Below are 13890 nucleotides of genomic sequence, written 5' to 3'. Positions count from 1 at the left end.
AAGACTCCGGTGGTGGCAGCGGAGGGGAAGCCGTGGCCACCACCGGCACCACATAAAAAAGAGCTATCACTCCGGGTCGTTCCCAGCGTTCAGAACGACCCGGAGTGATAGCTCTTTTGGCTACTTGGCCAGTTTGTGTTTCAGCGCGATCTCGAGGGCGGCGCCGACAATGCCGGCGTCGTTCTTCAGCTCGGCCGGAACGATGGGTGTGCGCAGCTGCAGCCGCGGCAGGTATTCGTCGGCGCGCTTCGAGATGCCGCCGCCGATGATGAACAGTTCGGGGGAGAAGAGGAACTCCACGTGGGACAGGTACCGCTGCAGCAGCACGCTGTACTCCTCCCAGCTCAGGCCGTCCCGCTCGCGGGCCACGGCGGAGGCCTTGCTTTCGGCGTCGAATCCGTCGATCTCCAGGTGTCCGAGCTCGGCGTTGGGGACGAGCTTGCCGTCGAAGATGAAGGCGGAACCGATGCCGGTGCCAAGTGTGATGACCAGTACGGTCCCTTCCACGAATTCACCGGCACCAAAGCGCGCCTCCGCCAGGCCTGCGGCGTCGGCGTCGTTGATGACTTCCACGGGGCGGCCCAGGCGGGCGGTCAGCAGGGCATCGATGTCCAATTCCAGCCAGGACTTGTCCACGTTGGCGGCGGAGTGGACCACACCGTGCTGGATGATGCCGGGGAAGGTCACGCCCACGGGAGAGTCGGGGGCCGGAGCGTCGGGCCGGGCGGACAGTGCGGCGACAACCTGGGCCACAACCTCGGCCACGGACTTGGGCGTGGAAGGCTGCGGGGTGGGGATGCGCAGGCGGTCACCGACCAGCTTGCCCTTCTTCAGGTCCACGATCCCGCCCTTGATCCCGGTGCCACCGATGTCGATGCCGATCAGCGGGGCGTTCTTCTTCGACTTCTCGTCCTTCTTGGCCAATGTGGTTCCGTTCGTGGCAGGGGGCGGGGCTAGGAGGGTGCGGCCCAGGGCCGGCGGGCGAAGACCGGAATCTTCTGGTGGAGCGGGAATCAGGGGAGCGTCAGGACTTCGGCGCCGGATTCCGTGACAAGCAGGGTGTGCTCGAACTGTGCGGTGCGTTTGCGGTCGCGGGTCACGACGGTCCAGTCATCGGCCCACATGTCCCAGTCCACGGTGCCGAGCGTCAGCATGGGTTCGATCGTGAAGACCATCCCGGCTTCCATGACGGTGTTGTAGGCGGGGGCAGCGTCGTAGTGGGGAATGATCAGGCCGGTGTGGAAGGCCTCGCCCACGCCGTGGCCGGTGAAGTCGCGGACCACACCGTAGCCGAAGCGCTTGGCGAAGGACTCAATGGTCCGGCCGATCACGTTGATCTCACGGCCCGGGGCCACGGCACGGATGGCACGGTTCAGGGACTCCTGCGTGCGCTCGACGAGGAGCCGGGATTCCTCGTCGACGTCTCCGGCGAGGAAGGTGTAGTTGGTGTCGCCGTGCACGCCGCCGATGAAGGCCGTGATGTCGATATTGACGATGTCCCCGTCCCGGACCACGGTGTTGTCCGGGATGCCGTGGCAGATGACTTCGTTCAGCGACGAGCACAGGGATTTGGGAAAGCCGCGGTAGCCGAGGGTGGACGGATACGCGTTGTGGTCGAGCAGGAACTCGTGGCCCACGCGGTCCAGCTGGTCCGTCGTGACGCCGGGCTGGATGTGCTTCCCGACCTCCACGATCGCCTGGGCGGCGATCCGTGAGGCGATGCGGATCTTCTCGATGGTCTCCGCCGACTTGACCTCGGAGCCGGTGAACTTGGCCGGCGCGGGTTTGCCCACGTATTCAGGGCGCGGGATCGACGCCGGAACGGGAAGCTGCGGACTGACGGCTCCCGGGACCAGGGTGCCGATGGGTGCAGTCGAGGCTAGAGAAGGCATACATTGATCATATAAGGCGCGGCCGGAGGCAGATAAACGACGGCCAACAAATATCAGCTGAGGAGCATCGATGCCGGAGTACTGGTACAACGTCAACACGCACGAGGTTGAAGAGGACGCCATGTCCGATTGGAGCCAGCTGATTGGCCCGTACAAGACGCGGGAAGAAGCTGAACACGCCCTCGAGAAGGTCAAGGCCCGCAACGAATCCTGGGAAAAGGGCGACGAGGACGACTAGCTGGTAGACCGAACGCTGAAGAGCGGGAGCAGCACCGGGAGCTAACGCCGCTCCGGGGACTGGTTTTTCTCACCCGGCGCGGATGAGTGACCGCCGGTTGCGGCGGGCCATACTGGGAAAATGCCGACGAGCGATTCCCGCACCCGCGGCGTCCGCGTCACCGATCTGGCCAGGCTGGCCGCTGCCTGGGCTGCCTCGACGGCAGCCCTGATCGTCACCGGTGCGCTGCTGCCGGGGTTCTCTGCCTCCAGTTGGTGGGACTACGCCGCCGTGGCAGCAGTGGCCGGCGTCGTCGGTCTGGTCCTCCGCCCCGCGCTGGTGGAAATCTCGGCCAGGGTGGGCTGGCTGGCGGTGCGTCTTGCGGCTGTGGTCGGTCAAGCCCTGATCATGTATGTCGCCATTCGTCTGGTGCCCGGCATCGAGTCGACGGCGTGGACCGCCCTCGCTGCGACCTGGATCAGTGCCGTCGTGGCGACCCTCATCTCGTGGGCCACCACGGCCGGTTCTGATGACGGCCTGATCACCTCCCTGGCCGGCAGGGCACGCCGGCAGGGCGCGGTGACCGACCCGGAGGTTGACGGCGTCCTGTTCGTGCAGCTCGACGGTGTCCCGTTCCCGGTGCTGCAGTGGGCGGTCCAGTCCGGGGCGGTTCCGTATATCCGGCGCTGGCTGTCCTCGGGCGACTATACGTGCCGGGAGTGGACTCCCCAACTGCCCTGCACCACCCCAGCCAGCCAGCTGGGCATTCTGCACGGCACAGTTGACGGGATCCCCGCCTTCCGGTGGTACGACCGGGAGCTCAAACGGGTCCTGGTCGCTAACCGCCCGGCGGACGCCCGGGTGATTGAGGAAAGGCACAGCACCGGCCAAGGCCTGCTCTACGACGACGGGGTCTCCATTTCGAACCTGTTCACCGGTGACGCGCCCCGCTCGCTCCTGACGATGAGCCGGGTCGAGGTCCGGCGCGGCTCCACTCAGACACGCCGGGCGTTCGCCTGGTTTTTCACCTCACCGAACGGGTTCATGCGCAGCTTCACGCGGACCGTCGGGGAGGTCGTCAAGGAGCGGTGGCAGGCCCGCCGGCAGGTCAGGCGAGACTTCGACCCGCGGGTGTACCGGGACTGGACCTTCGCCGTGCTGCGGGCAGTGACCAACAGCCTCCTGCGTGACCTGAACACGGCCCTTGTCGCCGAGGAGCTGCGGCGTGGCACGAAGTGCATCTATGTCGACTACGTGGACTACGACGAGATCGCCCACCACGCAGGCGTTTTCCGGCCCGAATCTCTCGCCGCCCTTGATGGCCTGGACCGCACGCTGGGGTCCCTGACCCGGCTCGCCGGTTCCGCTCCCCGCCGTTACCGGCTGGTGGTGCTTTCGGACCACGGACAGTCCCAGGGCACTCCGTTCGCTGACCGGTACGGCCACACGCTCGGTGATCTGTGCGGCGAACTCATGCAGGAACACGTACAGACGGTGGACGCGTCCGTCGAAGGGCTGGGGCGCGCCGACTCCATTGCCGGTGACATCGCGGACGGGGGGATGACCGGGAAACTCGCCGCCCGCGCCAACGAGGGGCTGACCAAGGCACAGCAGACAACAGACCCCGGCGACGCCGCCGAGGAGCCGGTCGTCGTGCTGGGCTCGGGCAACCTGGGCCTGGTCTACCTGCGGGGCGACCGGCGCTGGACGCTCGAGGGGCTCGAGCGGGAGTGGCCGGCCCTGGTGTCCGGCCTGGCGGGCCATCCCGGCGTCGCGTTCGTCGCCGGGATCGACGACGACGGCCGCACGTGGGCGATCGGGAGCGGCGGGCGCCTGAACCTCACCAGCGGTGCGGGTGAAGGTACCGACCCGTTGGCGGGCTTCGGATCGCACGCGGCGCGGGTGCTCCGACGTGCGCTGATGGACCCCGCGGCGCCGGATCTCTACGTCAACAGCAGAGTCGATCCGGTGACCAACGACGTCGCAGCGTTCGAGGGCCTGGTCGGATCCCACGGGGGCCTCGGCGGCTGGCAGGACCGTGCGGTGCTCCTCGGTCCGGCCGATCTCATGGCCGGGTTGCCCGAGCGGATAGAGGGTGCCGATGAGCTCCACCGGGTGCTGGTGTCGATGCTTGAGGCCAGTGGCCAGCGCGCCGCGACGGTGTTCCCCCGTTGAGTGGCCGGAACTTTGCGGTACCTGTCACGCGGGAACGGTTCACGGCCCCCGGCTCTCACCCGGGCGGGGCCCATGACTGGCCGGGGGAGAGGACGACAGCCGTGCAGCCCGGAGCCTGCTCCGCCACGGCGTCAGCAAATCGGCGCCCGGGCTGCTCAAGCCAGCTCCGGGCAAAGCGTGTGACGAAGGGCGGATGCAGCGTTCCCCAGTGCACCGGCAGGGCGAACCGCGCCCCGCTCAGGGCGACGGCGCGGGCCGCGGTCTCGGGGGACAGGTGTCCTGCCGAGAGCCTTGGTCCCCACCCCCAGACCGGCACCAGGGCAACATCGATGCGGCCGCCCGCCATGCCGGAGAGCCCGGCCATCTCCGGAAACAACCCCGTGTCGCCCGCGATCCAGACGGTACCCGAGGGGCCGCGCACCAGCTGGCCGTGGGCGTCGTTGGGACGATGCGGCATCGGGCGGTGACGATGCTCCGCCGGCACCTGGCGAATCTCGACCCCGCGGCCCACCGCGGTCCAGCTCTCTCCCAGGGGGACTGCGTCCATCGGCGTCCGGCGGCGCAACCAGGCGACGTTCGCCGGGGCGCTCATCAGGACCGCCCCGGGCAGCATGCGGAGGGAGCGCAGCTCGGCGTGGTCGTGGTGCAGGTGGGAGAGGAGCACGACGTCCGGACGGCTCCACGACGCGGGGTCCGGCCGGGGTGCCAGGCGCCGCAGCAGCCCCGCATGGGGACGCAGCAGCGGATCGGTCAGGACCCGAACCCCATCGAGATCCAGGACCACCGAGGAGTGACCCAGCCAGGTGAGTTTCATGCCGCCGGCAGGTCGGAGCGCCCCGGGCGTTGCCCGGAAACCCGGCTCAGACCATGGCCTTTGCCTTGAGGGAGTCAAACTCGGTCTGGTTGATGGCGCCGGAGTCGAGCAGGGCCTTGGCGTCGGCGATTTGGCTGGCGGGGCTTGCCGACTTGCGCGCGACCTGCTGGATGTACTTCTGCTGGGCGGCCTGCTGGTCGGCGATCATGGCCATCTGACGGTCGGCCATGCTGCGGCCGCGGGCGATCAGGTAGATGATGGCGCCGATCCAGGGCAGGAAGACGAGCAGTATGGCCCAGCCGGCCTTACCCCAGCCGCTGAGGGTGCTGTCCCCGAACAGGTCAAACAGGCAGCGGAACCACACCATCAGGGCGGAGATCCAGATGAAGAACCAGAAGCTCCACAGCAGGATGTCCCAGAAGTCAGTCGTAATTGAGTCCATGGCTACTCCTCCACTAGTGTCCGCCGGCGTCTGGCCCGTCGCTTCGCCACGAATCCGTCCGGACGGCGGAACAATTGCTGGGACCCGGTGCAGGCCCTTAAAGGCCAGCGTGCCCGGACCAGCGGAACAGTGCATCGCCCGTGAAGGATGAGGTGGGACCGCGACTGCGCAGTGGCGGCCGTGGAGGCCAGCCGGCGGCGGCCGCCTAGAAGGAGTGTTCGGGGCCGGGGAACTGCCCTGAGCGCACGTCCTCGCCGTAGGCTGTTGCGGCGTCGCTGAGGGAGGTGCGCAGGTCCGCGTACTGCTTGACGAACTTGGCCATCCTGCCGGCGCGCAGGCCCGCCATGTCCTGCCACACCAGCACCTGGCCGGTGGTCGCGTTGCCGGCGCCGATGCCGACGGTGGGGACGTCGACGGCGGCGTCCACGGCAGCCGCCGTCGCCGCCGGAACCATTTCCATCAGGACACAGAAGGCACCAGCGTCGGCGAGAGCGACGGCGTCGTCGACCAGCCGCTGGGCGTCATCGCCGCGGCCCTGGACCCGGTAGCCGCCGAGGGCGTGCTCGCTCTGCGGAGTGAATCCGATATGCGCCATCACGGGGATGCCGGCCTGGACCATGGCCCGGACGGTCTCGGCATAGAACTTCCCGCCCTCGATCTTGACCGCGTGGGCCAGTCCTTCCTTGAGGAACCGGACGCCGGTGGCCACCGCCTGCTGGGCGGAAACCTCGTAGCTGCCAAAGGGAAGGTCCGCCACGACGAGGGCGCGCTTGGCCGAGCGGGTGACGGCGCGGCACAGGGGCAGCAGTTCGTCCACGGTGACGGGCAGGCTGGTTTCATTGCCGAAGACATTGTTGGACGCTGAGTCGCCCACCAGGAGGACCTCGATGCCGGCCTGGTCGAAGATTTCCGCCGTGTACTGGTCGTAGGCGGTCAGCATGGCGAAGCGCTCGCCGTTGAGCTTGGCCTGGCGCAGGTGGTGCGTGCGGATTTTCGCCACCGGTTTCCGGGCGCCAGGCTCCTGGCCCGCCGTGGAACCCGCGGCCGGGGCCGCGGACGCGCCCGCCGGGCCGTTGCCATAGGGGGCGGCTAGTTCTGCGGGCATGCTGGAATCGGGGCTGGTGCTTGTGGCCATGGCACGAGCGTAGTGCGATACCTCGCGTCCTAGCTACCGGGCTCCAGCCCGTGGGCGCGTGAATCACATCACACGGCAGCCGGCCGGACGCCCGGGGGAAGCCCTGGAGCGGCGAATTATGGCCTTCCGGTGTTAACGCTGTGTTACGCGGGGCAGCTGCGCCAGCAATCGGTGGCAATGATTAGTAAAGTGAACCGTGAGCAGCTGCGGGACCCATGCATGACGGGCCTGGGGCACGGACGAAAGAACCGGAAAGAGGCCAGTATGGACCGCCAGCAAGAGTTTGTCCTGCGGACGATCGAAGAGCGCGACGTGCGGTTTGTGCGGCTGTGGTTCACCGACGTCGTCGGATCGCTGAAGTCCGTGGCGCTGGCCCCGGCGGAAGTGGAAGGCGCGTTCGAGGAGGGCCTGGGCTTTGATGGCTCCTCCATCGAGGGCCTGGCCCGCGTTTTCGAGTCCGACATGCTGGCCCAGCCGGACCCCGCCACCTTCCAGATCCTGCCGTGGCGCGGCGAGACCGAAGCGACGTCCCGGATGTTCTGTGACATCCTGACGCCCGACGGCGAACCCTCCGCTGCTGATCCGCGCAACGTCCTCAAGCGCAATCTGGCCAAGGCCGCGGACATGGGCTTCACCTGCTACACCCACCCCGAGATCGAGTTCTACCTACTCAAGTCCCAGCAGCCGGGTCCGGACGGTGCGCCCGTCCCCGTGGATGAGGGCGGCTACTTCGACCACGTACCGGGCGGTGTGGCTCAGGACTTCCGCCGTACAGCCGTGACCATGCTGGAATCGGTCGGCATTTCCGTGGAGTTCAGCCACCACGAGGCCGGCCCCGGCCAGAACGAGATCGACCTGCGCTACGCGGATGCGCTGCAGACCGCGGACAACATCATGACGTTCCGCACGGTAATCAAGGAGGTCGCGCTCCAGCAGGGCACGTACGCCACCTTCATGCCGAAACCGTTCACGGCCCACCCGGGTTCCGGCATGCACACCCACTTCTCGCTCTTCGAGGGCGACACGAACGCGTTCTACGAGGCGGGAGCGGAGTTCCAGCTGTCCGAGACGGCCCGGCAGTTCATCGCCGGCATCCTCAAGCACGCCCCGGAGTTCACCGCGGTCACCAACCAGTTCGTGAACTCCTACAAGCGGCTCTGGGGCGGCGGAGAAGCACCCAGCTACCTCAGTTGGGGCCACAACAACCGCTCCGCCCTGGTCCGCGTCCCGCTCTACAAGCCCGGCAAGGGCCAGTCAGCGCGGATCGAATACCGCGGCATCGACTCGGCAGCCAATCCCTACCTCGCCTACGCCGTGCTGCTGGGCGCCGGCCTCAAAGGCATCGAGGAGGGCTACCAGCTTCCCGCCGCAGCCGAGGACGACATCTGGTCGCTGAGTTCGGCCGAACGCCGTGCGATGGGCCACGATCCGCTCCCGGCCAGCCTGCACGACGCCATCCGCTCGATGGAGGACTCCGAACTCATGCCGCAGATCCTGGGCGAGCAGGTGTTCGAGCACTTCCTGCGGAACAAGCGTGCCGAGTGGCAGGACTACCGTCTCCAGGTCACGCCCTACGAGCTGCAGCGCAACCTCGGCATCCTTTAGGCTTCCTAAGGTGAGCCTGGCACGACGCCTTATTGCCGCCGGTTTCAGCGATCTGGAAAACGGCGAACGGTGGCTGGCCGCCCCAGAGTTGGAGGGGTTGGACCAGGACATCCTCTTCTCCGGGCTGCAGCTGGCCGCGAACCCGGACACGGCGCTGCAGTCGCTGGTCCGGCTGATCGAAAAGCACCCGGACCTGCGGAAGCTGGCGGTCGCGGAACCGGAGCGCAGCGAACCCCTGTACCGGGTGCTGGGCGCCTCCGAGGCGCTGGGTGAGTTCCTGATCCGCCATCCCGAGCATCTGGAGGCCTTCGAGGTGACCGCCAGCCCGGAACCGCGGGCCGCGGACGCCGCGGAGCTGCGTGCCAGGTTGCTGCGCTCCGTGCATGCCGATCCGAAGTCCGCCCGCCCGGTCGCGGCGTTGACCGGGCAGGAAGGCTACGTGGCGCTCCGCACGGAGTACCGGCGCGGCCTTGTTGAGCTGGCCGTCAAGGACCTCTGCGCCGCGGATCCGCTGGATTTTATGCCCGCTGCCGGCGCCGAACTGGCGGATCTCGCCGGCGCGGCGATCGAGGCGGCCCTGGCAGTCTCGCGGGCCGAGGCCGCCGAGCACTTCAGCGCCACCGAGGTGGCCGACGTCGGGCTGGCCGTCATCGGCATGGGCAAATGCGGTGCCCGCGAACTCAACTACATTTCCGACGTCGACGTCATCTACGTGATCGAGTCCGGCGAGCTCGACGATTCGCGCGCCAACACGATCGGCACGGCCCTGGCCTTCGGCATTTCCCGGGCCATCATGTCCGTCGGCCGCGAGCCCGGGCTCTGGGAGGTCGATGCCAACCTGCGTCCGGAGGGCAAGTCCGGGCCGCTGGTCAGAACCCTGGCCTCGCACCAGAGCTACTACGCCCGCTGGGCCGAGAGCTGGGAGTTCCAGGCCCTGCTCAAGGCCCGGACCATCGCCGGGGACACCGAGCTCGGCGCCCGCTACGAGGCCGCCGTCGCACCGCTGATCTGGTCCTCCGCCGGCCGGGAAGGCTTCGTGGAGTCCGTCCGGTCGATGCGCCGCCGCGTCACCGAACACATCCCCGCCGAGGAAGAGCAGCGGCAGATCAAGCTGGGCCGGGGAGGGCTGCGCGACGTCGAATTCACCGTCCAGCTGCTGCAGTTGGTGCACGGCAAATCCGATGAGACGCTGCGCTGCCGCGACACCACCTCGGCCATCGCCGCCTTGTCCGCGGGCGGCTACATCGGCCGCTCCGACGCCGCCGAGTTCGACCGCGACTACCGCTACCTGCGGCTCCTCGAACACCGGATCCAGCTCTTCCAGCTGCGCCGCACCCACCTCATGCCGGTCAAGGAGGCCTCGTTGCGGGCCCTCGCCAAAGCCGTGCTGGGGCCCTTCTCCAGCGAACGGCCCAAACCCGACGCCCTTGCCGAGGCCTGGCGAAAGACCAAACGCTCCGTGCGTGAGCTGCACGAACGCATCTTCTACCGCCCGCTGCTCAACACTGCGGCAGCGCTCAGCAGCGAGGAAGCCAAGCTCAGCCCGGAAGCCGCGCAGGGGCGCCTCGCTGCCCTGGGCTACCTCGATCCGGGCGGCGCCATGCGCCACATCGAAGCCCTCACCGGCGGAGTCAGCCGCCGCGCCGCGCTCCAGCGCCAGCTCCTGCCAATCCTGCTCGGCTGGCTCGCGGAGGGCGTGGACCCCGACGCCGGCCTGCTGGCCTTCCGGCGGGTCAGTGAAGCACTCGGCACCACCCACTGGTATCTCGGTATGCTCCGGGACTCGACGGCGGCGGCTGAGCGGCTCTGCCACGTGCTCTCCAACTCCCGCCTGATCGCCGACCTGCTGGAGGTCTCGCCGGAGTCTGTGGCCTGGCTTGGCTCTGACAAGGAACTCGTGCCGGTGACGTTCGAGGCGCAGTGGCTCGAGATCGTCTCGAAGATGTCCCGGCACGCGGAGCCGGAAAGCGCGATGCGCCTCATCCGCCTGATCCGGCGCCGCGAGATCCTGCGGATTGCGATCGCGGACAGCGCGGGGCTTCTGGACCAGGACCAGGTCGGCGCAGCGCTGGCAGACACTGACCGGGCCGCGGTCCTGGGCGCCTTGCGCGTCGCGGAAACCATGGTCACCGCCGACGAGCCGCTGAAGACGCATGTGCTGGTGGTCGCGATGGGACGGCAGGGTGGCCGGGAGATCGGCTACGGCTCGGACGCGGACGTTATGTACGTGCACCGCGGACTCCCCGGAGTCCCGGAGGACGAGGCCCAGCAGCAGGCCCTGCAGATCGTCAGCAGGCTCTCCAACCTGCTGACCCAGCCGCTCAAACCTGCCATCCTCGCCGAGCGCGTTCTGATGGTGGACGCCGATCTGCGCCCGGAGGGCAAGAGCGGGCCCATGGTGCGGTCGCTGGAGTCCTACGCGGAGTACTACCGCCGGTGGTCGCTCGTGTGGGAGGCTCAGGCGCTGCTGCGCGCCCGCCCGATGGCCGGCGACGACGCGCTCTCCGCCGGGTTTGTGGCGCTGATCAACCCGATCCGCTACCCCGAGTCGCTCTCTGACCAGGACGCGCGCGAGGTCCGGCGCGTCAAGGCCCGCGTGGAAGCGGAGCGCCTGCCCCGCGGCGCGGACCCCGCCCGGCACCTGAAGCTGGGCCGCGGTGGCCTGAGCGACGTCGAATGGCTGGCCCAGCTGCTCCAGCTGCAGCACGCCGGGCAGCACCCCGAGCTGCGGACCACCTCCACCGTCGAGGCGCTCGAAGCCGCGGCGGCCGTCGGGCTCCTCGACGCGGAGGACGTGGTGATCCTGCTCCGGGCCTGGCGCCTGGCGAGCCGGATCCGGTCGGCCAATGTGATCTGGACCGGCCGGGCCTCGGATGTGCTGCCGTCCTCCCGCCGGGACCTGGAAGCGGTGGCCCGCTGGTGCGGCTACGGGCAGGGCAACGCCGCGGCACTCGAGGAGGACTACCTGCGGCTCAGCCGCCGGGCCCGGAGCGTGTTCGAACGGGTCTTCTACGGCCAGTAACGTCGTCCGCCGGGACCCTGTCGGGGCTCCGGTGTGCTCCGGCGTTGGCCCGCAAGGGCTGACACGCGCCGGGCCCCGATGCTACTTTGGGCCCATGGCCAAGCAAATGTTCCTGAATCTGCCCGTGAAGGACCTCGACAAATCGGTTAAGTTCTTCACCGGGCTGGGGTTTTCCTTCAACCCCGACTTCACCGATGAGAACGCCACATGCATGATCATCAACGACGACGCGTTTGTGATGCTGCTGGTGGAGAGCTACTTCAAGACCTTCACGTCCAAACCCCTTGCTGACGCCCGCAGCACCACCGAGGCGATCATGTCCTTCTCCCTGGACAGCCGCGAGGCCGTGGACGAGCTGGTCAGGACGGCCCTCACCGCCGGCGGGACCCCGTCCGAGGAAGCCCAGGACTATGGATTTATGTACACCCACAGCTTCCAGGACCCGGACGGCCATCTGTGGGAAGTCTTCTGGATGGACCCGGCCGGACCGCCCAAGGAAGCGGCACTCTGATCTGAGCGCCCGGAGGCGGGCTCCCGCCGGCGTGGGTAGGCTTCTTTTATGGCTGAACACGTGTGGCTGCTGCCGCTGAAGGACCTCGACGACGACGCACGGGCCATCAAGCTCGGGGAGATTGCCGAACTCGACGTGCTGGAAGGCCAGCGCAAGTTCGTCGGGGAGCCATTGCGGATGGTGCTGATCGGGCTGGAAGAGGATTCCCGGCACCCCTTTGCCATTGACGCCAACGGATCGGCCGTCGGGGTCCTGACGCTGCAGACCGGAGCCGCGACCCTGGCCGGCTGGGTGGACGACGATTCGGTCTGGCTGCTGCGCGGCTTCCTGATCGACCGCAGGCAGCAGGGCAAAGGCCTGGGCACGCTGGCAGCAGAGGCTGCCGTGCGGGCCGCCGCCAAGCTGACGGCAGCGCTCGGCGGCGGGCAGGCCGGCGTGGTGCTCTCGGTCAACGAACACAACCCTGCCGGGCAGGCCGCCTACCGCAAGGCAGGGTTCGAGGACCGCGGCCAGTACCTCGGCGGCGACGCCGGCCCGCAGCGGACCATGTACCGGCCCTTCTGATCCGCCGAGGGTGACGGGCGACGGGCGACGGGCGATGCGGGTCCTGGCAGGTCCTAGGGGGCTTTCCGGCGCGCAATCCGCGCCATGGAGGCGCGCAGCGGACGGATGACCCAGACCAGTCCGGCGGCGATCAGGACCCCGGCGACCGTGAAGAATATCGGCAGCGGGTTGAAGGGTGTGGCGGCTGCCTGTGTGGTGGCGGCCGCCGGTGCGGATGCAGCCGACGGGGACGGCGACGGGCCCGCCGTGGCAGCCGGTGCCTGGGCCGCGGGGGAGGATTCCGTCGGGGCCGGTACCGGCACGGGGGCAGGTTCCGGGACGACGGGCTGGTCGCCGGGGTCCACCTCGCCGTTCGCGCCCGTGCCGGCGTCGACGATGTCGGTGTACAGCGTCGTCTGGGTGTTCGGATTGTAGCCCGGCGCCGTTGCGGTGACCCTCGCCCGGACCCAGTGCCCGCTGTCGGCGGCCACGACGGTGTACGTGCTTGCGGTGGCCCCGGCGATCGCCTGGCCGTCCCGCTCCCACTGGTAAAGAAGGGTTATGAGTTCGCCGCCGGCGTACCACCACTGGATGGGTTCCACACTGAGCGTGTTGCCGACCTTGTCCCCGCCGGACAGCCACATTTCATCGGGGGGCGCGATGAAGCCGGGGGTGACCGCCGTCGAAGTGTTTGACAAGGACACGCTTGGCACGCCGGCCGAAATGCCGGTCGCTTTCAGGGTGACCATTTTGCCCAGGTCGGCCGCCTTGATCGTGTAGGCGTTGGCGGTGGCCCCCTCGATGTCCACGCCGTCAGCCTGCCACTGAAGTTTCAGGGCCATCCAGCTGGGCGACCAGGTCCCAAGGTTGCTGACCTCCAGCGTGGATCCGACCCTGGTCCGGCCCCACACGGTCGGGGCCTCGCCGGTGATGCCGGGCCGGCCGGTGTACTCGGCGGTGTTGGCCTCGCTGACTTTCGGGGACGGCAGGGTTGTCTCCACCCCGTCGTTCACCCCTGGGGCGGACGCGCTCACACGCAGCGCCGGGGAATGGTCCGTGTCGGACTTCGTGATCCTGTAGGTTTCCCCGATGGCTCCGGGGATGCCGACACCGTCGCGCAGCCACTGGTATTTCAGCGTATCTGTTGGCCGTAGAGCCACACGCCTGGGGAGGATGTGAGGGGTTGTCCCGCTTAGAGGATGCCGGTGAAATTCGGCTGCTCAGCCGCCCGGACTATGGCAAGGCCTGCGGCGCTTTCGGGGTAGTCGCGGCATGGCGTCCCATAACCACTGTCCCAGCATGCGTATGTCGCTTGGGCGGGGCCAGCAAAGCCGACGGTCGACAGGATGATGGCGGCACCGACGGCCGAAGCCGCGCGCGACTGAGATCTCTTCAAATTTTCCCCCAAAGAATGCCCTTACCGCGACGGGGAAGGGACCTAGGGCACATGCTACAAGAGAAATCCGCGGCTTCCGTTCTGGCGTGTCAGTAAGGCGCCTCAAAGCAGCCACAATGTCGTCAACTTGCGTTGACT

Annotated in this window: 12 protein-coding genes; 6 read left to right on the top strand and 6 right to left on the bottom strand. The window is 68.2% G+C overall.

Features of this window, described 5'->3' with window-relative positions:
- Nucleotides 1-120: 120 nt before the first annotated feature.
- Together ppgK and map are read right to left on the bottom strand one after the other, a co-directional pair.
- On the bottom strand, nt 121-924 hold the full coding sequence (gene ppgK / locus AC50YC_RS17090; protein WP_494954493.1) for a polyphosphate--glucose phosphotransferase: 804 nt from the start codon (nt 922-924) through the stop codon (nt 121-123).
- Nucleotides 925-1013: 89 nt separating this feature from the next.
- The gene (map, locus tag AC50YC_RS17085; protein ID WP_494954492.1) at nt 1014-1892 is read right to left on the bottom strand and encodes a type I methionyl aminopeptidase; all 879 of its coding nucleotides are present in this window, start codon (nt 1890-1892) and stop codon (nt 1014-1016) included.
- Nucleotides 1893-1962: 70 nt separating this feature from the next.
- Here map and AC50YC_RS17080 point away from each other — a divergent pair, with 70 nt between their 5' ends.
- Nucleotides 1963-2130, top strand: coding sequence for an SPOR domain-containing protein (locus AC50YC_RS17080; RefSeq protein WP_128081649.1), 168 nt, complete (start codon nt 1963-1965; stop codon nt 2128-2130).
- A 120-nt stretch (nt 2131-2250) separates the two neighbouring features.
- A complete protein-coding gene (locus AC50YC_RS17075; RefSeq protein WP_494954491.1) occupies nt 2251-4284 on the top strand; it encodes an alkaline phosphatase family protein in 2034 nt (677 codons plus the stop codon).
- Between the two features lie 55 nt (nt 4285-4339).
- Here the strand turns inward: AC50YC_RS17075 and AC50YC_RS17070 are convergent, their stop codons facing one another.
- From AC50YC_RS17070 to panB, 3 genes are all read right to left on the bottom strand, one after another.
- The gene (locus tag AC50YC_RS17070; protein WP_494954490.1) at nt 4340-5098 is read right to left on the bottom strand and encodes an MBL fold metallo-hydrolase; all 759 of its coding nucleotides are present in this window, start codon (nt 5096-5098) and stop codon (nt 4340-4342) included.
- A gap of 46 nt (nt 5099-5144) precedes the next feature.
- Nucleotides 5145-5540: an SHOCT domain-containing protein gene (locus AC50YC_RS17065; RefSeq protein WP_494954489.1), complete on the bottom strand. Its 396-nt coding sequence runs from the start codon at nt 5538-5540 to the stop codon at nt 5145-5147.
- A 205-nt stretch (nt 5541-5745) separates the two neighbouring features.
- Nucleotides 5746-6675: a 3-methyl-2-oxobutanoate hydroxymethyltransferase gene (gene panB / locus AC50YC_RS17060; protein ID WP_494954488.1), complete on the bottom strand. Its 930-nt coding sequence runs from the start codon at nt 6673-6675 to the stop codon at nt 5746-5748.
- Nucleotides 6676-6939: 264 nt separating this feature from the next.
- Here panB and glnA point away from each other — a divergent pair, with 264 nt between their 5' ends.
- The 4 genes from glnA (at nt 6940) to AC50YC_RS17040 (ending at nt 12377) form a co-directional block, all read left to right on the top strand.
- Nucleotides 6940-8280, top strand: coding sequence for a type I glutamate--ammonia ligase (glnA, locus tag AC50YC_RS17055; protein ID WP_282383217.1), 1341 nt, complete (start codon nt 6940-6942; stop codon nt 8278-8280).
- 10 nt (nt 8281-8290) lie between these two features.
- On the top strand, nt 8291-11302 hold the full coding sequence (locus tag AC50YC_RS17050; RefSeq protein ID WP_494954487.1) for a bifunctional [glutamine synthetase] adenylyltransferase/[glutamine synthetase]-adenylyl-L-tyrosine phosphorylase: 3012 nt from the start codon (nt 8291-8293) through the stop codon (nt 11300-11302).
- Nucleotides 11303-11396: 94 nt separating this feature from the next.
- Nucleotides 11397-11813, top strand: a complete 417-nt coding sequence (locus AC50YC_RS17045; RefSeq protein ID WP_494954486.1) for a VOC family protein — start codon at nt 11397-11399, stop codon at nt 11811-11813.
- 48 nt (nt 11814-11861) lie between these two features.
- Complete coding sequence (locus AC50YC_RS17040; protein WP_494954485.1) at nt 11862-12377, top strand: GNAT family N-acetyltransferase; 516 nt, start codon at nt 11862-11864, stop codon at nt 12375-12377.
- Between the two features lie 53 nt (nt 12378-12430).
- On the opposite strand, the gene AC50YC_RS17035 is transcribed toward AC50YC_RS17040, so the two are convergent.
- Nucleotides 12431-13516 (bottom strand): hypothetical protein, encoded by a 1086-nt coding sequence (locus AC50YC_RS17035; protein WP_494954484.1) that lies wholly within the window; start codon nt 13514-13516, stop codon nt 12431-12433.
- Between the last annotated feature and the right edge of the window lie 374 nt (nt 13517-13890).

The sequence above is a fragment of the Pseudarthrobacter sp. MDT1-56 genome (genome assembly GCF_059383555.1).
Note: the sequence above shows the minus strand (reverse complement) of the source record. Positions and strands in the feature narration are given on the sequence as shown.

Coding starts and splice junctions, on each gene's coding strand:
- map (WP_494954492.1), bottom strand. CDS start 1,892: ATGCCTTCTCTAGCCTCGACTGCACCCATCGGCACCCTGGTCCCGGGA.
- AC50YC_RS17080 (WP_128081649.1), top strand. CDS start 1,963: ATGCCGGAGTACTGGTACAACGTCAACACGCACGAGGTTGAAGAGGAC.
- AC50YC_RS17075 (WP_494954491.1), top strand. CDS start 2,251: ATGCCGACGAGCGATTCCCGCACCCGCGGCGTCCGCGTCACCGATCTG.
- AC50YC_RS17070 (WP_494954490.1), bottom strand. CDS start 5,098: ATGAAACTCACCTGGCTGGGTCACTCCTCGGTGGTCCTGGATCTCGAT.
- AC50YC_RS17065 (WP_494954489.1), bottom strand. CDS start 5,540: ATGGACTCAATTACGACTGACTTCTGGGACATCCTGCTGTGGAGCTTC.
- panB (WP_494954488.1), bottom strand. CDS start 6,675: ATGGCCACAAGCACCAGCCCCGATTCCAGCATGCCCGCAGAACTAGCC.
- glnA (WP_282383217.1), top strand. CDS start 6,940: ATGGACCGCCAGCAAGAGTTTGTCCTGCGGACGATCGAAGAGCGCGAC.
- AC50YC_RS17045 (WP_494954486.1), top strand. CDS start 11,397: ATGGCCAAGCAAATGTTCCTGAATCTGCCCGTGAAGGACCTCGACAAA.
- AC50YC_RS17040 (WP_494954485.1), top strand. CDS start 11,862: ATGGCTGAACACGTGTGGCTGCTGCCGCTGAAGGACCTCGACGACGAC.